23 protein-coding genes are annotated in these 22,812 nt (G+C 41.6%); 19 read left to right on the plus strand and 4 right to left on the minus strand.

Annotation, left to right across the window (positions count from 1 at the left end):
• The 5 genes from D1151_RS09975 (at nucleotide 1) to D1151_RS09995 (ending at nucleotide 4,536) form a co-directional block, all read left to right on the plus strand.
• Complete coding sequence (locus tag D1151_RS09975) at nucleotides 1-867, plus strand: ABC transporter ATP-binding protein (RefSeq protein ID WP_161908806.1); 867 nt, start codon at nucleotides 1-3, stop codon at nucleotides 865-867.
• A 2-nt stretch (nucleotides 868-869) separates the two neighbouring features.
• The gene (locus D1151_RS09980) at nucleotides 870-2,870 is read left to right on the plus strand and encodes a hypothetical protein (protein WP_161908807.1); all 2,001 of its coding nucleotides are present in this window, start codon (nucleotides 870-872) and stop codon (nucleotides 2,868-2,870) included.
• A gap of 387 nt (nucleotides 2,871-3,257) precedes the next feature.
• Nucleotides 3,258-3,425, plus strand: coding sequence for a hypothetical protein (locus D1151_RS09985; protein WP_161908808.1), 168 nt, complete (start codon nucleotides 3,258-3,260; stop codon nucleotides 3,423-3,425).
• Between the two features lie 483 nt (nucleotides 3,426-3,908).
• Nucleotides 3,909-4,211 (plus strand): nucleotidyltransferase family protein, encoded by a 303-nt coding sequence (locus D1151_RS09990; RefSeq protein ID WP_161908809.1) that lies wholly within the window; start codon nucleotides 3,909-3,911, stop codon nucleotides 4,209-4,211.
• Nucleotides 4,189-4,536 (plus strand): DUF86 domain-containing protein, encoded by a 348-nt coding sequence (locus tag D1151_RS09995; RefSeq protein ID WP_161908810.1) that lies wholly within the window; start codon nucleotides 4,189-4,191, stop codon nucleotides 4,534-4,536. Before D1151_RS09990 ends, D1151_RS09995 begins: the two co-directional genes overlap by 23 nt.
• A 100-nt stretch (nucleotides 4,537-4,636) precedes the next feature.
• On the opposite strand, the gene D1151_RS10000 is transcribed toward D1151_RS09995, so the two are convergent.
• Both D1151_RS10000 and D1151_RS10005 read right to left on the minus strand, forming a co-directional pair.
• A complete protein-coding gene (locus D1151_RS10000; protein ID WP_161908811.1) occupies nucleotides 4,637-6,028 on the minus strand; it encodes a HAMP domain-containing sensor histidine kinase in 1,392 nt (463 codons plus the stop codon).
• Nucleotides 6,029-6,706: a response regulator transcription factor gene (locus tag D1151_RS10005; RefSeq protein WP_160201036.1), complete on the minus strand. Its 678-nt coding sequence runs from the start codon at nucleotides 6,704-6,706 to the stop codon at nucleotides 6,029-6,031. It abuts the gene before it with no gap.
• Between the two features lie 135 nt (nucleotides 6,707-6,841).
• Here D1151_RS10005 and D1151_RS10010 point away from each other — a divergent pair, with 135 nt between their 5' ends.
• The 7 genes from D1151_RS10010 (at nucleotide 6,842) to D1151_RS10040 (ending at nucleotide 15,928) form a co-directional block, all read left to right on the plus strand.
• Nucleotides 6,842-7,939, plus strand: coding sequence for an ATP-binding protein (locus D1151_RS10010; RefSeq protein WP_243151197.1), 1,098 nt, complete (start codon nucleotides 6,842-6,844; stop codon nucleotides 7,937-7,939).
• A 199-nt stretch (nucleotides 7,940-8,138) separates the two neighbouring features.
• Nucleotides 8,139-9,290 (plus strand): PepSY domain-containing protein, encoded by a 1,152-nt coding sequence (locus D1151_RS10015; protein ID WP_161908812.1) that lies wholly within the window; start codon nucleotides 8,139-8,141, stop codon nucleotides 9,288-9,290.
• A gap of 132 nt (nucleotides 9,291-9,422) precedes the next feature.
• Nucleotides 9,423-10,106, plus strand: a complete 684-nt coding sequence (locus D1151_RS10020; protein WP_330588324.1) for a response regulator transcription factor — start codon at nucleotides 9,423-9,425, stop codon at nucleotides 10,104-10,106.
• Nucleotides 10,103-11,383, plus strand: a complete 1,281-nt coding sequence (locus tag D1151_RS10025; protein ID WP_161908813.1) for a HAMP domain-containing sensor histidine kinase — start codon at nucleotides 10,103-10,105, stop codon at nucleotides 11,381-11,383. Before D1151_RS10020 ends, D1151_RS10025 begins: the two co-directional genes overlap by 4 nt.
• 80 nt (nucleotides 11,384-11,463) lie before the next feature.
• The gene (locus tag D1151_RS10030) at nucleotides 11,464-12,843 is read left to right on the plus strand and encodes a hypothetical protein (RefSeq protein WP_161908814.1); all 1,380 of its coding nucleotides are present in this window, start codon (nucleotides 11,464-11,466) and stop codon (nucleotides 12,841-12,843) included.
• Between the two features lie 12 nt (nucleotides 12,844-12,855).
• On the plus strand, nucleotides 12,856-13,599 hold the full coding sequence (locus D1151_RS10035) for an ABC transporter ATP-binding protein (RefSeq protein WP_160201041.1): 744 nt from the start codon (nucleotides 12,856-12,858) through the stop codon (nucleotides 13,597-13,599).
• Entirely contained in the window at nucleotides 13,577-15,928 is a 2,352-nt protein-coding gene (locus D1151_RS10040) for a hypothetical protein (protein WP_161908815.1), read from the plus strand. Before D1151_RS10035 ends, D1151_RS10040 begins: the two co-directional genes overlap by 23 nt.
• A gap of 178 nt (nucleotides 15,929-16,106) precedes the next feature.
• Here the strand turns inward: D1151_RS10040 and trxA are convergent, their stop codons facing one another.
• Both trxA and D1151_RS10050 read right to left on the minus strand, forming a co-directional pair.
• The gene (gene trxA, locus D1151_RS10045) at nucleotides 16,107-16,421 is read right to left on the minus strand and encodes a thioredoxin (RefSeq protein ID WP_160201043.1); all 315 of its coding nucleotides are present in this window, start codon (nucleotides 16,419-16,421) and stop codon (nucleotides 16,107-16,109) included.
• Entirely contained in the window at nucleotides 16,418-17,185 is a 768-nt protein-coding gene (locus D1151_RS10050) for a 1-acyl-sn-glycerol-3-phosphate acyltransferase (RefSeq protein ID WP_161908816.1), read from the minus strand. The genes trxA and D1151_RS10050 overlap by 4 nt, the downstream gene beginning before the upstream one ends.
• Nucleotides 17,186-17,618: 433 nt before the next feature.
• Here D1151_RS10050 and D1151_RS10055 point away from each other — a divergent pair, with 433 nt between their 5' ends.
• From D1151_RS10055 to D1151_RS10085, 7 genes are all read left to right on the plus strand, one after another.
• Nucleotides 17,619-18,476 carry a YitT family protein gene (locus D1151_RS10055; protein ID WP_161908817.1) on the plus strand — a complete coding sequence of 286 codons (858 nt, stop codon included), beginning with the start codon at nucleotides 17,619-17,621 and terminating at the stop codon, nucleotides 18,474-18,476.
• A gap of 96 nt (nucleotides 18,477-18,572) precedes the next feature.
• Nucleotides 18,573-18,884: a YbjQ family protein gene (locus D1151_RS10060; RefSeq protein ID WP_160201046.1), complete on the plus strand. Its 312-nt coding sequence runs from the start codon at nucleotides 18,573-18,575 to the stop codon at nucleotides 18,882-18,884.
• A 13-nt stretch (nucleotides 18,885-18,897) separates the two neighbouring features.
• Nucleotides 18,898-19,536, plus strand: a complete 639-nt coding sequence (locus tag D1151_RS10065; protein ID WP_161908818.1) for a phosphatase PAP2 family protein — start codon at nucleotides 18,898-18,900, stop codon at nucleotides 19,534-19,536.
• Nucleotides 19,526-20,452, plus strand: coding sequence for a cysteine synthase A (gene cysK / locus D1151_RS10070; RefSeq protein ID WP_161908819.1), 927 nt, complete (start codon nucleotides 19,526-19,528; stop codon nucleotides 20,450-20,452). Before D1151_RS10065 ends, cysK begins: the two co-directional genes overlap by 11 nt.
• A 27-nt stretch (nucleotides 20,453-20,479) precedes the next feature.
• Entirely contained in the window at nucleotides 20,480-21,646 is a 1,167-nt protein-coding gene (locus D1151_RS10075) for a PucR family transcriptional regulator (protein WP_161908820.1), read from the plus strand.
• 14 nt (nucleotides 21,647-21,660) lie between these two features.
• On the plus strand, nucleotides 21,661-21,825 hold the full coding sequence (rd, locus tag D1151_RS10080; protein ID WP_161908821.1) for a rubredoxin: 165 nt from the start codon (nucleotides 21,661-21,663) through the stop codon (nucleotides 21,823-21,825).
• A gap of 26 nt (nucleotides 21,826-21,851) precedes the next feature.
• A complete protein-coding gene (locus tag D1151_RS10085; RefSeq protein WP_161908822.1) occupies nucleotides 21,852-22,445 on the plus strand; it encodes a flavin reductase in 594 nt (197 codons plus the stop codon).
• Nucleotides 22,446-22,812 lie beyond the last annotated feature (367 nt).

Genomic DNA, 22,812 nt, shown 5'->3' on the forward strand with positions numbered 1-22,812 from the left:
ATGCAACTTGAGATAAAGGATTTACATAAGTGTTATGGGAAGAAAGAGGCGTTGAAAAATGTTTCTTTTTCCATGACGCCAGGAATTTACGGCCTTTTAGGACCCAATGGAGCAGGTAAATCAACATTGATTGGTATATTGACAGGAAATTTAAAAGCCGATAGGGGAACCATATATTTCAATGGAGAAAATGTGAATGAAATAGATCAAGATTATAGAAGAAAGCTTGGTTATATGCCACAACAGCAAGCATTGTATCCGGCATTTCGTGTGGGAGAGTTTTTGAGTTATATGGCAGCTTTAAAGGGTATGGAAAAAAAAGAAGCCAAACGACAGATACCGGAAATTTTGAAATTAGTTGATCTCTCGGAACATATGGGAAGTAGAATAAAAACTCTTTCTGGAGGTATGAAGCAGCGACTTTTAATTGCACAGGCAATTTTAAGCAATCCGGATATCCTCATCCTAGATGAGCCGACTGCAGGACTGGATCCGAAACAAAGAATTGGGGTACGTAATCTGATTTCTCGCATTGCTGTTAATAAAATCGTTCTTATCGCTACCCATGTAGTTTCAGATGTAGAATTTATCGCAAAAGAGTTGATTCTTATGGGGGAAGGTGAAATTCTTAAGAAAGATTGTAAGGAAAAAATTTTAAGCCAATTGTATGGTCTGGTGTATGAAACTGAGCTGACGGAAGCACAGTATAAGGATTTACCGGCTACATGGTGTATTGCGGGTGTTTCACAGATGGATCAAAAGATTATTGCTAGAGTGATTACAAAAAAGCCTGATTCGGTATGGAACTGTAGAGAAGTAAGACCATCGCTGGAAGATGTGTATCTCTATTATTTTGGAGGATTTTGAGAGTGGGGAATCTGATAAAATTTGAATGGAAAAAACTCTTCCAATGGAGATTTCTTTTTATTTTTCTACCACTGATTTTTATTTTAAATGGAATATTAGTTTTAGAACAGATTACAGGTGACTTTGAAAAAAAAGAAACTTTCCAGGAAGATAGTTGGACAGAAAATAGAAGTGAAAATAAAAATGAGTCTTATGAAGCATTTCTCTTAAGCATTGAATTGCAAGCAGAAGATATGCAGAATACTGCTATTTTTAATACAAGTTACTTCAATAGAAAAAACTTGGAAAAAACTAAAAACGCATATAGTCGGCTTCACGGAATTGAGTTGGAACCTGATTATCCGACAGGATTACGTTATGTGACGGATTATCGTATGACAGATTGTCTTCTTCTCTTTTCTGTTTTAGCACTGTTGATTCAGCTTATGCTACAGGAAAGAGCAGAAGGTCTATTGCATTTGCTTAAGCCCACTCTAAATGGAAAGGGCAGACTGATTTTTGCTAAGTATGTGACATTTGTTTTAGGAGCACTGATTCTTACTATTTTGTTTTATGGTACAAATTATTTTCTAGCTGCGGTAATAAATTCACTAGGGAAAGGAGATGCGGCAATTCAATCTTTAGAAGGATATTTGGCAAGTCCTTTTGCAATCAATATCCGAACATATTTTTGGTTGTTCCTTTTGTGTAAATGGCTTGCTGTTACTGCAATTAACAGTATATTTTTCCTTTTTTGTATTTATTGCCGTAATCATGTTTATGCTATATTGTGCAGTATTTTAACCCTTAGTGTAGAACTGTTGCTTTGGCTAACCGTAAAAGACTATGCATGGCTCAGTCCTGTTAAGCATTTTAATTTAGCGGCCATTTTAGATACTTCACATTTTTTTAATGATTATACGAATTTTAACTTTTTAGGAATACCGGTTTCTGCTGTAATGGCGGGACTGGTTACAAGTATTTTGTCAATTATAATTTCTTTGACTTGGTCAATAAAACTGTTTATATCAGAAGCTTCTTCAGAAGCCAAAAAGAGTAGATGGTTGAAAAAATTTCGAATGAAAGCATGTGGAACTAGAATTTCTGTAAATTTGTTTAGCATAGAATGTAAAAAAATGTTATTTATGCAGAAGGGGTTGTTTCTTCTCTTAGCGCTACTCGTTATACAGGCATTATTTTATTATGAAAATTATTTTTTCTCTGACCAAGAAGAAGCCTACTACCAAAGATATTCGCAGGTTCTAGCAGGAGAATTATCAAAGGAGAAAGCTGATTGGATAGAACGGAAGGAAGAATATTTCAGGAGTTTAGATGAAGAACTTGAAAAGCAATATCAGCGATATCAGCAAGGTCTAATTAGTGCTACTGTATTGGACTATTACATTAAGAAGTTGACACCCAGACAGGCGGAACAAATTGGGTTTGATAGAGCGAAAACTCAGTACCAATATGTGGAAGAACAGAGGAAAAATGGATTAAATGTGGCCTATCTGTATGATACGGGATGGAATAAATTGTTAGGTTCGGAAGGAAGGCGAGAAGAACTCCTCGACTTTGCAAAGCTTTTTTTGATAATGATTTTGGCATTGTCATCTCTTGGAACTATAGAAAAAACGTCTTCTGTAGAACTCTTGATTTTACCGTCTGCAAAGGGAATTAAAGGCATCAATCACATAAAAACCATTTTGTGTACAATGTATTCTCTTGTTGCTGCAGCAATTACTTTTGTATGGAGACCGATGCAGATTTTAAATTACTATGAAATGTCTGGAAGCCAGTACAGTGTGCAAAGTTTGCTTCTTTTCTCTCAAATAAAATGGCAGATGTCGTTGGGAGTTTATGTAACTTTAATCTATTTGTTAAAAGGTGTGATAGCCATTTTGGTCGGGCAGTTCCTGTTTTACTTATCTAGGAAATGCACACATGACAGTACAGTATTGTTTTTAAGCAGTCTGCTTCTTGTAGTGCCTGTTGTAGCAGTGTGGTTTTATTTAGGATTATGACGTTGACTCATTTAAAGAGAGTGATGATTGGAAGCTTAAATCTATAGAATCTGTATGGATTGAAAATCCTGATGATGAAGACCAAGCTTTTTTGGGATCAATAAGCCTTTGGATTCGCAGTGAAAGAAAGCTAGAATATGTGGTGCATGGTGACCTATATAATAAAGCTGATATAGAAGTTGAATTTCAAAAAGCGGGCAGAGGATATTGTACCGGGTCTTTGCAGGGAGCATCTATTTACACGGTGAACCAAGGGAGGGACTTGCATTTTCTCGGGATTATATAGTCGAAACAGGAACTGTTAAAGGTGACATAGATATGAAATGTTTTGAATTTCATGGAAAAAAATAAATACTTCTAATAAGATTTTTGAGGAAGGAAGATTATATGAGATATGTAATTATTCCAGTTTCATTCTTTCTAGGTTTTTTTGGAATGTGGATAGATGCAGCATTATTCAGGGGTGAGGCAAATATCTTCGGGATTTTTTGTTTCTTATTACCTTCGGTTTTTTGTTTGGGGAAACTTTATGATGAATTTTTTAATAAGGATTAAAAATAATTTTTAGATCTTGTTGGTATTTTGCAGTCTCTTGATTATGATAGTTGTATTTTATACAACTATCCGTTAACTACGTTGATTGAAAGTCTTTCCATTAAGAAATCCCGGAAAGCTTGTCTTGCTGACCTGCTGGAAGATTACGAGGATAACAGGATAATCAATTATAGTATTTTGTTGAAAGGAGAGGACCATGTTTTTTAGAGATTTGAAAAACACTTACAGGGATTTTTTACTTGTTCTTTTGGGGATTATTCTACTTATAACCTTATTGGACGTATTTAGTTTGGTCGTTTTTTTTTAAATCGTAATCAGTATGACTGCTGTTGATTTCGTCTGTCTTTAAGTTCGCCGGTGCGGTGCGGCTGATTAGCTCGCTGCTGGGTAGCGTGTATATTGCAATCGTTGTGGTTGTATTGAAAAGACAGAGTTGCATTAAATACTGAAAATATGCTATAGTAAATAAAAAGGAGTGATTTCATGTATACGGTAGAATTCATAAAAGAAAAGATCATACCTGTTGCTGAGTCATACGGCATTAAGAGCATGAGTTTATTTGGCTCCTATGCAAGAGGGGAAGCGGACGATGATAGCGATGTAGATTTGCTTATAGATAAAGGGGATTTACAAGGATTAATCCAATATTTTTCATTTGTGCATGAGTTGGAAGACACCTTGAATTGTCATGTTGATGTAGTTACGACATGTATTAAGGATAAGGATTTTTTAAATAGAATTATGGGAGAGGAGATTTTTCTATATGAAAAGAGATCCAATGGATGATGTCATAACTATTCGTAAAATGCTTAGTTATTGTAAGGATATTGAAGCATTAATGAATAAATATGAGAGAAATTTTGAGTTATATCAAACTGACATCTCATATCAATATTCTTGTAATATGTGCATTATCCAAATTGGAGAACTTGGTTCGCGTTTAAGTGAAGAGTTTTTGGAAAAGCATTCAGAAATCCCTTGGTATGCAATCAAGGCAATGCGTAATCTTCACGCACATGACTATGACAATATTAACTTTGAAATTGTTTGGGAAACATTAATAAAAGATATCCCTGAACTTGGAGACGCTTTACAAAAAATCACTATTTAAAAAGATTTGCACAAGAGCGATAGCGTTTGGAGTTTGTTAAAATCGGCAATTTGTTTGTAAAATAGCAAATATTTTGCTAAATCAACAAACTTTGCCGATCTTAGAGGACCCTCTCAGTAACAGAACTTCCGAGGGGCAGCACAACTGTAAACTTGCTGCCATAGCCGAACTTACTCTCCGCACTGACGCTGCCGCCGTGGGTTTCAGCAATCCATTTTACCATAGAAAGACCCAGTCCAAAACTGCCGTCGTCTGCAGTTCTGGCTTTATCGACTTTATAAAACCTGTTGAAAATATTCGGCAGGTCTTCTTTTTTGATTCCGATTCCATTGTCTTCCACTGTAATTACGATGTTGTCGCTGCGGCGCAAGGTCAGCTTTACATAGGAATCCACTTGTTCTCTGCGATATTTGATGCTGTTGGTAATCAGGTTCATAATCATGCGCATGAGTAGCGTCTCATCGGCATAAATAGAAATTTCCGGAGCAATGTCACACTGCAGGGTAGTTCCTTTTTCTTCTGCCATCAGAGAAAGCTCGCTGACAATGCTTTCGCAAAGAATAGACAGGTCAAAGGTTTCCTGTTCGATAGCGTCTGCGCGATTAATCGTGCGGGAAATCTGCAAAAGCTGCTGAATCAGCGACATGGTGCGCTTACACTGCTTCTGAATCGTTTCGAGGGATTCTTGGTATTCCGCTGCACTGCGATTTTGCTGCAAGGTGTATTCACACTCCGTCAAAATAACGGAAATCGGTGTTTTCAGTTCATGAGAAACGTCGGAAGAAAATTCTTTCTCAGCCAGAAAGGCGTTTTCCAGCCGCTCCATCATGTCGTTTAAAGTCTGTGATAAATCGTAAAGCTCGTCTTTCACCTCGCCCTGCGGAAGCCGTTTGGACAGATCCTGTCCAGTGCCGATGGTGTTTGCGGCGGCGGTAATTTTCGCAACAGGAACAAAGGCTCGATTGGTAATTCTGCGCCCTGCTAAAATAGCTGCAAGAAGCAGCAGCGGAAGTGCAACCAAAGTGACATAAATAATTGTACGCAAAGTTTGCAGGGTGCCGTCCATGGCATAAATGCCTCTGACCCAAATGCCCTGTCCATTTTCGAAAGTATTATATAAATCATAAATTAGCCAGATATCCTCGCCGGAATCAAATTCCTGATAATCACCGTTTTGCAGTGGCATATAGGAAGGAAAATCCCGCGGCGTGGAACCCTTTATTAGAGTGCCGCCTTCACTGTAAATGAGCAGAGTGACGCCTTTGGTGTAAGCGTCAAAATCGTTGTCGACCTGAATAATATTGTCTTTGCATTCGATGTCATCAAAGGAGTTTTGTACAGCGCCCATAAGGGTGTCCTTGGAAACTAGTGTCACCTGCCTGCTGGCGGTGAGAAGAAATACACCTGTCAGGAGCAACGTAATGAGAATCAGGACGAGAGAGTAGTACAGCGTAACCCGTTTTTTGATGGAACTGTTTTTCATCCTTATCATTTATGTTTCGTCCTTTATTACATAGCCAAGACCGCGAACGGTCTGAATCAACTTCACCTCAAAGTCAGCGTCAATCTTGTTTCGCAAAGTGCGAATGTACACATCGATGATGTTGCTGCTGCCCTCGTAGTCGTAGTTCCAGATGTGGTTCATCATTTTGTCTCTGGAAAGGACAATGCCTTTGTTGTGCATGAGATATTCTAAAATGGCGTATTCTTTTGCAGTGAGGGGAATTTCTTTTCCTTCACGCAGCGCAACCTTTCTGTCTGTATCCAGGGTCAGAGGACCTGCGGAAATCTGACTGTCTACCCTTTCGATTCCGCTTCTGCGTATCATGACACGAATTCTTGCGGAAAGCTCTTCCAGCGAAAAAGGTTTAGTCAGGTAATCGTCTGCGCCACTGTCAAGACCTTTTACTTTATCTTCAATGGTATTTTTTGCAGTGAGCAAAAGCACCGGCGTTTTTACCTTTTGGCTTCGCATGGTTTTTAGTACTGAAATGCCATCAAGTCCGGGCAGCATGATGTCCAAAATGACTGCGTCGTATTCGGTTCCTGCCATATAGTCGAAAGCGTCTTTTCCGTCATGGCAAAAATCCACCGCATAACCCTCTGCCTTCAGGTGTTTGGCGACCGTCTGGCAAAGTCTTTTCTCATCTTCTACAATAAGTAATTTCATAATAGTTTTCTCCAAATCAGTTACACTAGAATTACACTTTTATTATATTTTATCTGTGAAAAAATACAAGTTTTTTTCAAGAATCCATAAAAGAACCAAAAAATCTTGAATTCGTGAAATAAAGGAGATGAGGACATGAAAAGGAAGCTATATAACAAGATTTTAGAGTGGAAAGAAACTGATAAGGGACAGACTGCTTTGCTAATTGATGGTGCACGCCGCGTTGGCAAAAGTTACATTGCAGAGGCATTTGCTAAGGCAGAATACAAAAGCTATATTTTGATTGACTTTAACCACGTCAGCAAAGAGATTAAATATCTTGTCGCAGACAGTCGTTATGATTATATTGAAACAGGCGCCTTGATGACAATTAAGAAAAATGTGCAGGATATTTTAATACCTTCTGAAGAACGCCATATGAAAATGTTTCCTTTTGATTTTGAAGAATTTTTATGGGCGTTGGGGAATGAAACGATAATGGATTATATAAGAAATCGTTTTAATGAGAAGAAACCTGTGGGTCAGGCATTTCATCGGAAGGCAATGGATTACTTCAGGCAGTATCTTATTGTTGGTGGAATGCCTCAGGCGGTAGCAGCTTATGTGCAAGGACGCGATTTCGACAGAGTTGATCGAATAAAGCGCGATATATTGGAGCTATATCGTGCTGACATTATGAAGCATGCGGCGGGCTATGAAATGAAAGTTGCACAAATTTTTGACGATATTCCTGCACAGCTGCAAAAACATGATAAGAAATTTAAATTACCCTCCTTAAAAAAAGAAGCTCGCTATCGGGAGTATGAGGATGCTTTGTTCTGGCTAAATGACGCAATGATTGTAAACATATGCTATAATTCCACGGAACCCAATATTGGTCTGCGTCTGAAATGTTATATGGCAGATACAGGGCTTCTAATCAGCCATGCTTTTGATGAAAACGGCATAGTAAGTGAGGAAATTTATAAGAAACTTTTATTTGATAAACTGGAAGTAAACAAAGGCATGATTGTAGAAAACATCGTAGCGCAGATGCTTGCGGCAAGCGGGCATAAGCTTTATTTTTACACAAATTCTTCCAGAGAAGATGCGGCATCTCGTATGAAAATTGATTTTCTGATTGCAAAAAGCAAAATTAGCACAAGACATAATATTTCACCAATAGAGGTGAAATCAGGTAAAAATTATACTTTGGTTTCTTTACAGAAATTCAAGAATAAATATAAAGAATAGCTGCATGTGGCTTATGTATTACATGGAGGAGATTTAAAGGAAGAAAATGGGATTTTATTCTTACCGCTGTATATGACACCGCTTTTATAAATTTTTCCCAAACTCGAAAAAATTTCATTTTCCTTTCATTTTTCGGGTGTATTCTATCCACATAATCGGGAGAATAAACCTAAGGGAAAAATTCTTATGGAGGTATAGTATGGATAAATTTGTGAACAAAAAAACCGGCATTGCAGCAGCAATTGTTGCTGTAGTCGTGATTGCCGCTATCGTTGTATCGACATCTTTTACACAGGCGCTGACCTTAGATGAAGCGAAGGAAATTGCCAAAGGCTACGTGCCGGAAACAGCAACTTTTGTGACCAGCGAGGAGGAACAGAACAAATACGAGGTTATGTTCCGCGATGACAGCAACAGCGAAAGCTTTGAGGTAGAAGTCAGCAAGAACACGAAAAAAGTGAAAAAGGTGGAAAGTCAGCTGGATGACGACATGGGTAGCGAGAAGGTAGAGCTGAAGGAAGCCGATGTGGAAAAGATTATTAAAGAAAAATTTGCCGGCGTTACCAGCGTCAGTGTAACCTTAAAGAAAGACAATGGACTGTATGAATATCAGGCGGATTTTAAGTCTAATGACTTTTATGGTGATGCTGAAGTGCATCCGGTGAAGGGCGTTATTTTGGAAAGTACTGTAAAATACGGCACAGCAGTGACCATTCCTACTGATGACAAAGACGATAGTCAGAGCGGAGAGTTCCTTTCCTACGGCGAAGTTGAAAAGGCTGTGTTGCAAGCTGCTGGCGGTGGTTTTATCAAGGATATTGACCTAGACAAAAAGAACGGAACCTATTATTACGAGGTTGAGCTGGTAAAGGACGGTATCGAATACGACTATATCGTGGACGCTAAGACCGGAAAAGTTACCTTAGAGAATGAGCATGACGCTTACCTTAACTACGATGACAAAGATGATTGGAGTGATGATACGAATAACGGAAGCACCAATAACGGAAATGGTGGAAACAATAATCAAAACTCCAGCAATGGAAATTCTCAGGGAAGCAGTACTTCCGGCGGAAATGAAAGTGGAAAAATTTCTTTCGAAAAAGCGAAAGCTATCGTTCTTGCAAAGATTCCGGGTGCAACCATCACAGAACTGAAGCTGGAAAGGGACGATGGAATCTATATCTATGAAGGCGAAGCAGTTTTGGGTAATTATGAGTATGAATTTGAAATTAACGCTTCCTCAGGGGTGATTATTGACTGGGATAAGGAACGCATTGATGATGATGACGATTGGGATGATGATTGGGATGACGATGATGACTGGGACGATGACGACTGGGATGACTAAAACAGAATAAAGATGAGTAAGTGTGGTCTGCCAAAGAAATTATATGGCAGACCGTATTTTTTTCTTTTTCTTGACAAAATCTTGACTTTTCTTTGGTAAAATTAAAGAAAAGAGTAGGAAAGGAAGAGAGCAATGACAGCCATGACACGAAAGCTTTTAGTGGTAGATGATGAAAGAAGCCTGACAGAGCTTCTTGCGAATCATTTTCGGGAAAAGGGATATCTGGTTTACACGGCGCTAAACGGGGACGAGGCGCTTGCACAGCTTTCTGTAAAACCGGATTTAATTCTACTTGATATTAACATGCCAGGCATCGACGGACTGGAGTTCTGTAAACAGGTCAGAGGTCTGGTATGTTGTCCGATTTTGTTTCTGACCGCACGAATTACAGAGCAGGACAAGGTCAATGGGCTTTCTATTGGTGGGGATGATTATATTACAAAGCCATTTAGTTTGGCAGAACTAACGGCACGGGTGGAGGCACATTTGCGCAGGGATGCCAGAGGAACAAAGAAAATTTCTCTTTTGACGTCACAAAACCTGATGGTAGACTTGACAGGGCAGAAAGCAACCTATATGGGGAAAGAAATTCCTCTTTCTAAAAGGGAATTCTTAATTATAGGATTTTTGCTTGAAAATGCTGGACAAATTTTTGACAGGGAAAGAATTTATGAGGAAGTATGGGGATTTGCAGCAGAGGGTGACAGCGCAGTGGTAAAGGAACACATTCGCAAAATCAGGGCTAAGCTTGTGAAAGCGACAGGGAAAGAGTATATAGAAACCATTTGGGGAATGGGTTACAGGTGGAATAAATGAGGAAAGAAAAATCTTTGAAGCATACCTTTATCAGTACCATGCTGATAGCAGTTGCAGTTATTGCCAGTCTGTCCGTTGTAACAATATGGGGTTGTGGTAGGCTGCAGAAGGCCATTTTGCCGGACGCTAACGCAGCCTATCTTCATATATTGACTGTCGATGAAAGCGGGAATCAGAAAGAACAGAAACTACGGTTGGAATTTGGTGAAAAAGTGAAAGCGCCAACCTTAGAGGAACAGCTTGACGCGATTTTGGTTCAAATCGGAAGAGAAGTGACTACTTATTCCATCGAGAAAATTGAACGAAGTTATGACTCTTTGTCACCGAAAAGGAAAGTAGCGTATTCTGGGCTCTCCACCTGCAAGGTATTGTTGCCCGCGCTGTATTCTATTGCCGGAACGCTGATTTCCGCCCTTTGGTTTTATCGGAAGAAGCTAGATCCGCCTATTAAGATTTTGACAGAAGCGACAGAAAATATCGCAGAGGAGAATTTGGATTTTGAGGTGTACTATGAAAGCCGAGATGAGATGGGCAGGCTCTGTGATTCCTTTGAAGCCATGCGGAAAGCTATGTATGAAAACAACAGGGTTTTGTGGCACATGCTGGAGGAACGGAGAGTGCTGCAGGCGTCTCTTGCCCACGATTTGCGAAACCCGATTGCAATTATCGAAGGGTATACGGAATATTTGCAGGAGAAAGCCCAGACCGGCAGTCTATCTTCTGAGAAGCTTGGACATACGCTTGCGAATCTTTCCGCCGCCGCAAAGAGGCTCAGCCGCTATACCGAATCAATCTGTGATATTCAGCGTCTTGAGGATTTGGAAATACAAAAAAGACCCTGTAGACTTCCGGATTTACTTTCTGACATGACGGAGGATTTTGCCAATATGGTGGACCAAAAATGGCTTTCTGTAGAAACTGAGATTTCCATAGAACCATGCTCTATCATGGTGGATAGCCAGATTCTTTACCGTATTTTAGAAAACATTGTTACCAACGCATTGCGATTCGCGAAAGAAAAAATCTGGATTCATGCGGCGTTTTACGATGAAATGCTGCGGATTTCTGTCTCTGACGATGGGCCTGGGTTCTCATCGGAGGTGTTGAAAGTGAAAAATCGATATAATCTGGCGGTAAATCAGGAGGGCGCTCACATGGGAATGGGACTGATTATTTGCCGAATTCTCTGCGAAAAGCACGGCGGCGCGCTGAAGATTTCTAATCGTCCGGAAGGCGGGGGACAGGTTGAAATAACAATTCTCGCGAAAAAAGAATAAAAAGAAGGAAAACCTTGACGGAATTTTGACTTTTTCTTATTAAAATCTCCTCAGAAGATGAAAATATGAGGAGGTTTTTTATGAGGAAAAAACTGTTTTTGACATTGCTTTGCGCAGTACTTGCAGCAGGTACGGTGGGAACGCTGACAGGCTGTAAAAGCGGCGGAGGAACTGGAGGCGTAGGAGAAAAGGGAAATGCTGACAGCGAAATCAGGGGAGAATTATCTCTTTTAACGTCAGAATCTATTTACAATGACTGCGAGGCAGACCACGGCTATTACTACATCAATGGAGAAGGCACCAACCTGATGTACATCGACTATGAGAGCAAGCAGGAGGTATACCTTTGCAACAGTCCCGGCTGCAAGCACGATACGCAGGAATGTACTTCCTATATCGGCGGAGACAATGTGGGAATGGAAAACTCGCTGTTTTATTATAAGGATTATTTGTATTTATTTACCCATTCTTATGATAATGATGGAGTGACGTCGACTACAATCAGCTATGATGACAGCGCTATCGCTGACGGATCTCCAATTGACAATTCACTGGCGTGCGAACCGGCAGTCCTTTACAGAATGAAACCTGATGGCACGCAGCGGGAAAAAGTTTATACCTTTGAGGAGGGGTTGACGATAGAGAAGACGATTCTCAATGATGACAACGGACTGTATTTTATCGCAAAGGAATTAAAAAGCGAGAAAAAGGACGCAAACACTACTTCCGTATCCTCAGAGGGTAGACGACTGCTCAGAGTGGATATAGATAGCTGGAAAGAAGAGAAGATTTGCGATATGGAGCAAGATAGTGGAATCGTTGGCTGTTACGAAAATCAGCTGCTACTCAGTTACATGCAGTATGATCACGAATTGACGGAAGAAGAAAAGGATGATGACGATAAGATGCGAGAGGCCCTTTTGGCATCAGAATCGGTGTATATGCTCTTTGATGTTGAGAGCGGTGAGAAAAAAGAGATTTATAGGCACAAGAACGATAAACTGGGAAATTTGTTCAGCAAAGGGCAGTACCTCTATATAGCCAATGAAGGGGAGGATATCATCTGGAAAATGGATATCGAAACTGGGAAGAAAGAGGAGTTTTGCAAGACGCCTTACAACAATCTCAACGATATTTATGATGACGTGCTGATTTGCTGGCCGTGGGGAAGCGATGACAATGGAGTCCTGACCGATCCAATTAACTATTTTATCCATTTGGACGACGGGTCTTTAGAAAAGTCCGGGCTAAAAAATCACTATGGAAATTACGGATTGGAAATCAGGGCTGAAACGCCGACTCAATTCCTGGTCGTCTATGATTACGACGCGGAAATCGATCCAATCTATCCGGATCAGGATAACATTCACGCCAATAAATTCGCTTTAATTGATAAGGAAGACCTTTACAGCGGTAAAGAAAAATATGAGAAAATCAAGATGACCAGTAATGGCATGTAATAGGAGGGGAATATGTTAGAGATATGCGAGGTAACTAAAAAATATGGGAAAAAATATGCGCTGCAGGGTGTAAGCCTGCAGCTTTCCGAAGGAGTTTACGGACTGCTTGGCCCCAACGGAGCGGGAAAATCCACGCTGATGAATATCATTACAGGAAACCTGACACCTGATACGGGGCAGGTGCTGTGGAACGGAAAAACGCTGAAAGCTTTGGGCGTGGATTACCGGCGGATTTTGGGGTACGCACCCCAGCAGCAGGGGCTTTATGAGGGCTTCACAGGCCGCAGATTTCTCAGCTATCTGGGCGTGCTGAAAGAGATTCCGAAGAAGGGGCTTTCCGCGGAAATTGAAAGCGCGGCGGCTTCTGTAAATTTGACAAATAAGCTGGATTATCCTATCGGGACCTATTCCGGCGGTATGAAACAGCGACTGCTGATTGCTCAGGCGATGATGGGAAATCCTGCGATGCTGATTCTTGATGAACCGACAGCGGGACTTGATCCCAAAGAGAGGGTGCGGATCAGGGAAAAAATTCAGGAACTTTCCAAGGGGAAAATTATCCTCATTGCGACCCATGTAGTGTCCGACGTGCAGTCTATTGCCAGGGAAATTGTTTTCCTAAAGTCCGGCGAAATTGCCGACGCGGACAGTGTGGACGCTCTAAAAGCCCGCTATGGCGCAGAGAACTTGGAGGATATATATATGGAGATTTTCGGAGAGGAGGCAGCAGATCATGGTGAAGCTGATACCCTTTGAGATCCGCAAATTCTGGGGAAAGAAAAATTTCTGCTTGGTCATGCTGTTGATTTTCTTTGTCAATCTATTTTTTCTATGGTTTTTAAGTCAACCGGGGGATTTTTCGCCGGGGCTTTCCGACTATAAAAAGCTGAATCAGGATTTGTCGGGGGTCAATGCTGGGCAGCGGTGCGAGTGGCTGGCTCAGCGCCATGAAGAAATTGAGAACTATAGCGTGGTGGCAGAAATGCTCAACTTGCGTTCCCGCAGCGATGACTTCGCGAAACGGATGGAAAAAGCGCTGACGGAGGAGCATCCGGGAGTTTTTGAAAAGTACCACGAGAAGTATCTTTCCGGAACGTATCTGCGTTATACGAATTCTTTGGAAAAAGAATCGGCAATGCTTAAAGGTGTATATGGGGATTTTCAGAAAGTAGAGAACTATGGGGATTTCCTGAAAGAAATCGCGAAGAAGAAGGAAAATTTGTCTGGAATTTCAATTTTTGCGGCGGATACGACCTCTTTTGCGGCGAGAAATATGGAAAAGGAGTCGGAAGACTATGAGACGATGAAAAAAATTACGCCTGTAGCGCAGCTGGCGACGCCGGTTTCCTTTGCCTTGGAATTTCCCGTATCGGATTTGCTGTTATATCTGGCGGTCCTTTTCTTTGGCGGCGCGCTGATTTACGAGGAGCGGGAGAAAAAGCTGTTTCTTGTTACTTTTTCCTCGGCACGAGGAAGGTTTTCCACAATTGGAGCAAAGACGGGCGCGCTGGCGCTACACTGTTTAATGGTTACTTTTTGCTTATACGGAAGTGATTTTGCCTGGAGTTTTGCCTCAGCAGGTTTTGTTGACCTGTCCGCACCCCTCCAGTCACTGGCGCCGTATATGGAAAGTACCTTAAAGTTATCCATAGGGGGATTTTTAGTTTTTAATTTATTGCTGAAGGCATTGGTGCTTTTTACCTTTGGCACATTGCTTTTGGCTGCGGCGATTGCGTTCAGACAGAATTTTATGTCGCTGCTTTCCGGAGGACTGTGTCTTGGAATCAGTGGATTTTTGTACAGTGTAATTCCCGCAAACAGTTGGAACAACTGGCTTAAATTCCTAAATTTCTATGGAACGATGAAAACAGACAGACTCCTCGGCGGATATCTGAATCTGAATTTCTTTGGGACTCCCGTATCGCGGCTTGCGGCAACGCTTTTATTTCTGTGCGTGGTATGCGCGGGCGGCGTCTTTAGCAGTATAGTCTTGTTTCTAAGGGGAAAAAATCTTTCCGCGGCACAGAGGAAAAGTCGGGCAGCAAAATTGTATGGGGAAATCAGACGGCAGTTTGGGAAAAAGATGCGCAGCTTGCAGGAAGAAAAAGGATTGGATGCGTATGGCGGATTGTTTCGCCATGAGAGCTGGAAAATTTTTATCATGCATCGAAGCATCGTGATTTTGCTGCTGTTTACCGTGTTTATCGGCTATCAGCATATTTCCAGGCCTTATGAAATCAGCGGCGCGGAAAGCTACTATCAGGATATGATGATGGAGCTTTCTGGGGATTTGACAGATGAAAAAGAGGCGATGATTGAAAGGGAACAGGCGCGTTATGAGAAAGCTTTCGCGGAAATTGAGCGGATTGAGGGCTTGATTGCGGAAGGGGAAATTGATCAGCAGGCGGGCAGTGCTATGCTGGAACCCTATCACAGGGAAACGGCGTTTTATCCGGCGTTTCAGAAAATCCTGGCGCAGTGTGAGTGGATTCGCCAGACAGGAGACGGACAGTTCGTCTATGATACGGGCTATTTGCTTTTACTTGGATTTTCGGAAGGAGGAGCGGCGGACGCGCTGACTGATTACATTCTTTTGGCACTGTGTATGATTTTGGCGTTCAGCTGCACTTTCGCCATGGAGGATCAGGTCGGTGCCTGGAATGTGTTGTCTGCTACAGCTTGCGGGAAAAGGCGAATCCAGGGCGAAAAAATAAAAGTGACGATGCTGACAGGACTTCTGATAACAGTAGTGATTTTTGGATGCAATATTCTGCAGGTGGCAATGCATTGTCCGATGGAGCATCTTGGTGCTTCAACGATGAATTTAATGCCTTATCGCAGTGCGGAACTTGATATGCCGCTGATTATGTGGATTGGTATCGTTCTGCTGATGCGGATTTTGGTGGTGATGGCACTTATTATGTTGGTTTTACTGATTTCAGCGAAATTGAAAAATCAGCTGATAACCATGTGCCTTGCAGGACTGCTTCTGGTTATTCCACCGCTGCTATACGCGATGGGATTGGATTTTGCCAAATCATGGAGTCTGCTGCCTGTATATCAATTCGGAACGCTGGTAGCGTAAAGCAAAGGATAACTATGTGGAATATGTGGATAAGTTTGTCAAAATGGGACAATTATAAGGGGAAAATTGTGATAAAAGTTATGCACATGTATGGACAAGCATGTGGATAAATCAAAGAAAAAAAGAGGCTCTGTCTTAATGGTTATTCCCATCAGGACAGAGCTTTGCCTTTTATTCATTACAGTCCCAGCTGTGAAAGCAATGCCGCCTTCGGCAACGCGCCGACGGTTTTGGCGGTAACCTCGCCATTTTCGAATTTTGCGCAGGTTGGGATGGTCATGACGCCGTACTGGATTGCCAGAGGCTGCTCTTCATCGATGTTAAGTTTGCAGACCTTGTATTTGCCTGCTGCTTCCTCGTCCATTTCTTCAATAATAGGCATCAAGTTAATGCAATGACCGCACCAAGGTGCCCAAAAATCTACGACAACAGGAATATCGGATTCTAAAACTTCCCTTTGAAAATTATCTTTTGTTAAGTTAATCATATTCATCTCTCCTCTTCTTTTCTGTTATTTTCCCTTTCGATCAGTTCGGCAAGGGCTTCTCTAATAGTATCTTCTACTTGGTGGCTAATATTCGCAAGGGCGTGTCTGTCCATGGAAGCAGTATCAATTGCCGGCATGATTTTTATGTCGATGACAGCACCATTTGTGATTATGCCGCGGTCTTCAAAGAGGTGGCGGGTGCCATTTAAGGCAACTGGTACGACAGGGACTTTAGCCTTAGTTGCCAGCTTAAAACTGCCGGGTTTGAAGCTGCCCATTTCTGCTGACTGGCTTCGGGTGCCCTCCGGAAAAATTACAAGCGAAAAGCCTTCTTTCAAGGTCTGCACACCAGCCTGTATGGATTTCAAGGCTTCTCTGGCATCACCCCGTTTGATAAAAACGCCGCGAATGGCTTTGATCCATTTTCCGAAGTATGGCATTTTTTCCAGGCTGTCCTTTGCAATAAAGCCGACCTGTTTACCGTCCATCATCTTTAAAATCGCTATAATATCTGCATACCCCTGATGATTGGAAATAAACACGCAGGCACCAGTTTTTGGAATATTTTCTTGCCCTTCTATGTGAAATGTAATGTCGAAGAGTTCCTCAAGACGCTGAATCCAAAGGGCAACGCCTTCCCCGATAATAGCTTTTTCTTTTTCTACATCGCCGGCATTCTTTGCCGCTTCGATTTTCCCTAAATAATTGTTGAACACGCTGACAGAACGGAATAACTTGTATCCTTTCGGTATATTTCTAAGTAATTTCAATTCCTGACCCTCCTCCGATGCAAATTTTTTGTTACTTTCATCATACCACATAAAGGGGTAGAATATCTATAGAAAAGGTAAGGTTTTCTTTGAGAAAGGAAGCAAAGAAAAACTGCAATCCCCATACAGGAATTTCTGATGTCATTTGGTCATATTAGACCATTGCAAATAGTGACAATATGTGATAATATATAGTTAACAAATATTGAAAAGCGGACTGCAATAGGCAGTGCGTTTTTTCTTTCATCTTCGCATGAGCAAAAGAAAGGGGGATGCCTGTGAATCGCAAGGAAATTTATACTTACAGTAAAAATTTGATAGAAATACCGTATGGAGCGAGAGAAGGCAGCCCTGAGTCCGAAGGCTGCAACTAGGTGTAAGCACTGTATAGGGGAGTATGCTGAAACTTTTATGTAATAGGAGGACTTAAAAAATGAAAAAAATAAATATAAAGGAACTTTGTATTGATATTGCTGTAGATATTGTAGGCGGAATTTTAATTGCACTTAGTGCATACAACTTTGCTTCGGCGGCGTCATTTCCTATGGTGGGACTGAATGGAATTGGTCTGATTTTTTACCACCTCTTTGGGTTGCCTATTGGAGCCGTATCCTTAGTGCTGAATATACCTATCACACTGCTATGTTATAAGCTTCTCGGAAAGGCTTTTCTGCTGCGTTCTTTAAGGACGATTATTATTACTTCGTTTATCATGGACGTAGTGGCGCCGATGTTTCCTGTTTACCATGGGGAACCGATTCTTGCCGTTATTTGCACAGCAGTACTTGCCGGTTTTGGCTATGCAATGATTTATCTGCGTGAGTCATCTACGGGAGGAACGGATTTTATTTTAATGGCAGCTAAGGTATTAAAGCCGCATCTTTCCTTTGGAAGTATTTCTTTCATGATGGAGGCTGTTATCATAATTCTGGGTGCTATTACCGTATCAGGCAGCGTAGACGGGCTGATTTACGGTATGCTGATCAGTTATATTATGGCTGCAGTAATAGACAGGGTAATGTATGGTATTTCTGCCGGAAAAATGACGCTCATCGTCACCGACTGTGCAAGAGAAATAGCGCAACGCATTGATGAAGTTGCCGGCAGAGGCGCAACACTGATAAAGGCGGAGGGGAGTTTTTCTGCGGAGGAGAAAAATGTGGTAATGTGCGCATGCAGTACGAAACAAATGGTCGGAATCAGGAAGCTGGCAAAGGAGATAGACCCGGAAGCGTTTATTATCATTATGGAATCTAATGAAGTGGTTGGTGCAGGGTTTAAGGAAAGCTGATAAAGAGAGGAAGAAACAATAAAATCAGTGGAAATATCTGCGAAAAAAGAGTATAATATAAACAAAACACAAAAGATATGGTAGGAGGTATTTTATATGAAACTGATAAATATTGACTATATCCCGGGACAGGAGTTTGATGTGCTGGGCTTGGTAAAAGGTAATGTAGTACAGTCCAAGAATCTGGGAAAGGATATCGGGGCAGGTTTTAAGACACTGGTTGGCGGTGAGCTGAAGGGCTACACAGAAATGCTGCAGGAAGCCAGACAGATTGCTACCAAGAGAATGGTAGACGAAGCCGAAAGCCTGGGTGCAGACGCAGTAATCGGTATGAGATTTGCGTCTTCTGCAATTATGCAGGGCGCTGCTGAGGTCATCGCTTATGGAACAGCAGTAAAGTTCAAATAAAGAGGATTGTTAGATGAATTCGGAATCTAAGAAACAGATTCGAGCAGTTATCATAGGCGGAGCATTGTTATGCTTCGCCTATGTTGCATATCAAATTTCTGCTGCCGAGGTGCTATCCTTTGATACGGCTATCAGAGAATGGGTGTATGCTCGCAGAAATCCAGGGCTAAACCGAGTTCTTATTACTATAACCTATCTGGGAAACTGGCAGATGGTCAGTCTTATGGGAATTTTCTTGCTTATGGTAAAATCTACACGAATGAATATGGGAATTCCCTTTGCGGTAATTTCTCTTTCTTCTACTGTCGTCTATAAAGCGGCAAAGGAGATTTTCCAAAGACCGAGACCGGATTTTGCGGTGCGTCTCATTGAAGAGGGAGGCTATTCCTTCCCCAGCGGGCATTCCATGAATGGATTGGTATGCTATGGGATTTTAATTTATCTCATTCGAAGGTACTGCAAAAATAGAAAGCTTGCAAACGTTTTGACGGGGCTGCTCGGTTTTCTGATTATTGCAATCGGCTGCAGCAGAGTTTATGTAGGCGTGCACTATCCCACAGATATTATCGGAGGATGGTCTCTGGGCGCAGCTTATTTATGTATCGCTATTATTATTTTAGAAAAAGTGCGGGGACAAAAGGATGATTTATAACACGATTACCGAAACCATCGGAAAAACACCGCTTATGCGGCTTCACAAGATAGAAAACAGCCAGCAGATAAATGCGGCAATCTATGGAAAATTAGAAGCCTTTAATCCAGCAGGCAGTATCAAAGATCGGGCAGCGATGAGTATGATTGCCGATGCTGAGGAGAAGGGACTGCTGGCACCGGGCGGCACTATCATTGAGCCGACCAGTGGAAATACAGGAATTGGTCTTGCTGCTATTGCGGCGGCGAAGGGCTACCGAGCAATTTTCGTTCTGCCTGAGACGATGAGTTTGGAGCGGAGAAAACTCCTTGCCGCCTACGGTGCAGAGGTTGTGCTGACAGAAGGCGCAAAGGGCATGCAGGGCGCTGTCGATAAAGCGGAGAAACTGCATCAGGAAATTCAGGGAAGTATCATAGCAGGACAGTTTGTCAATCCGGCAAATGCGAAAGCGCATATTGATACCACAGGTCCGGAAATTTGGGAAGAGCTGGACGGTAAGGTGGATATTTTCGTAGCTGGCGTGGGCACGGGCGGCACCATTACCGGCTGCGGAGCATTTTTGAAGGAAAAAAATCCGGAGGTAAAGATAGTCGCGGTGGAGCCGAAGCATTCGCCGCTGCTTTCGGAAGGCAAAACCGGCAGTCATAATCTGCAGGGGATTGGCGCAAATTTTGTGCCTGATGTGCTGGATAGGAGCATCATTGATGAAATTATTCCTGTTCTGGAAGATGACGCTTATGACCTTGCAAGACGCCTTGCAAAAGAAGAGGGATATCTGGCAGGAATCACTTCTGGCGCAGCGCTTTGGGCGGCGGTGCAGCTTTCTAAAAGAGCGGAAAATTGTGGGAAGAACATTGTCGTGATTCTGCCGGATTCCGGAGAAAGATATTTATCAACTGTTCTTTTTGATGCGTAAAGTCCGACAGAGGATAAAGGAGTTCCTATGGCTGTTACAATCAAAGACTTGCTGAATTTAGAAATCATGCAGAATTTTAAAATCGTGGCAGGCGAAAAGGGTTTAAATAGAGCCGTTACGGCGACGGAAATTTTGGATTTTGAATTTATGCAGGAGGGAGAAGAGTACAGAGCCAACAGTTTTGAAGGCAACAGTTTGGTGCTTTCCAGTCTGCTTTTTGCCAAAGATGATCCGGCGCTGGTGCTTGTGACTATAAAAAAACTGATTTCGCAGAATGTGCAGGTACTTGCCTATAAACCGGTATTTTTCAAAGAGCTTCCTGCAGAAGCACTGGCCTATGCTGATGAGCGTAATTTTCCCATTTTAGAATTTTCGCATGACGAATATTTTGAAGATATTATTTTTAGCGTAAAAAATCTGGTGGAACGAGATGATATCGTTTTGCAGGCGGAAGCCCTTTTTTCTGATATGCTGCTGCGGGAATTTTCTGCGGAAGAAGCAGAGTGTGCCCAGGAGAAAATGAGCGCACAGCTGAGACCTGTCAGGCTGGTTCTTTGCGTGAAGATAAAGGAAATCGCAGGGACGCAGATTTCAGATATGATCAAACGAGCAAAGCCTGATCAGAAATTGCGCAGCAAGACCTTTATTGGGAAATTGGGGAATCGATTCTTTGTAATACTTTCTCAGGATGAGGAGAATCCGTCCAGATTTAAAGCCCAGTTTGATGATGTGCTAATCGCATATGGTCTGATTGGCAGGGAAATGACTGTGGGAGTCAGTGCGGTTGTGCCAACAGGCGAAAATATTGATAAAGCAGTGCGACAGGCTTTCTGGACAGAAAAAATTGCAGAAATTGAAAAAGTTCCTGTTAAGTATTATGAAAAAACGGGTATATACAGATTAATTATTCCTGGCATGCATACCAAATCAATGGCAGCATATATGGAAGATTATCTGGCGCCGCTTTTTGAAGAAGAAGATAAGGATGGAGAATTGTTTCGTACGGCAGTCGAATATATTCTAGCAAAAGGTGACACAATAGAGACAGCAGAAAGGCTGTATTGTCACAAGAATACCATCCGGTACAGAATCGGAAAACTTCAGGAAAAACTGGATTCTGAAAGTAATGAAAAGGAGTTCTATCAGAATCTGGCAGCAGCCATCAAAATTTATTTATTAATCAATCAAGATTAAAGGAGGACGATGTTATGAAAAAGTATGTATGTGGAGCATGTGGATATGAGTATGATCCTGCAGTAGGTAATCCGGACAATGGAATCGAGCCGGGTACTGCATTTGAAGATATTCCAGAAGATTGGGTGTGTCCTTTGTGCGGACTTGGCAAAGATGTGTTTGAGGAAAAAGCGGAATAAGGGAAAAGGTGAACGCAGTGAGTGCAATGTTTAAACTCAGTTATGGACTCTTCGTCCTAACTGCAAAAGAAGGAGACAAAGACAATGGCTGTATCATCAATACGGCAATGCAGGTGACTGATTCACCGAAACAGCTGTCTATCTGCGTCAATAAAGCAAATTATACCTGTGGTATGATTGAAAGAACTGGCGTATTTAATATATCTATTCTCAGCGAGGCGGCGAAATTTGAAGTGTTTAAGCATTTTGGATTTAGCAGCGGAAAGGATACGGATAAGTGCAGCGGTTATGCTGACGCAGAAAGAAGCGAAAACGGTCTTTTGTATATTACCGGAGGGACGAATGCTGTGATTTCCGTTAAAGTAAACAAGACTGTAGATTTGGGCACTCATCTGATGTTTATCGGTGAAGTGACCGAAGAGAAAGTACTTTCCGATGTACCTTCAGCAACCTATCAGTATTATTTCGATCACATCAAACCAGCGCCGGACAGCAAGCCGAAAGTAAAAGGCTATGTCTGCAAGATATGCGGGTATGTATATGAGGGGGAAGAATTACCTCCAGATTATATTTGTCCGCTGTGCAAGCACGGCGCAGAGGATTTTGAACCCATCGGCTGATTAGGAAAATATTTTGATTAAAATGGGAGATTCTTACAAAAAAGTATTTGATAAGAGTCTCTTTTTTATCTATAAGACAAATAGATTTATAAAAAATTATAAAATATTACAAAGACAAGGGGACTATTTTCTGCTAGAATAGTAACATAGAGGAAAAGAACTGTTTGGGAAAAGTTTCTACCCATAAAAAGTCCTAAAAATAAAATCCTATACTTAATTAATCCTATAAAATCAAAATTTCAGAGACGATTCCCAAACGTCTTTTTTGTAGCGAGATATGAGTTTTATAAAATAGAATAGATATGGTGAGCGCAGCTATCTTTTGTACATATAAAGATAGCTGCGTTTTTTCTATGATGATGATTGC

The sequence above is a fragment of the Emergencia sp. 1XD21-10 genome, assembly GCF_009936045.1.
In the GTDB taxonomy this organism is placed as follows: domain Bacteria; phylum Bacillota; class Clostridia; order Peptostreptococcales; family Anaerovoracaceae; genus Senimuribacter; species Senimuribacter intestinalis.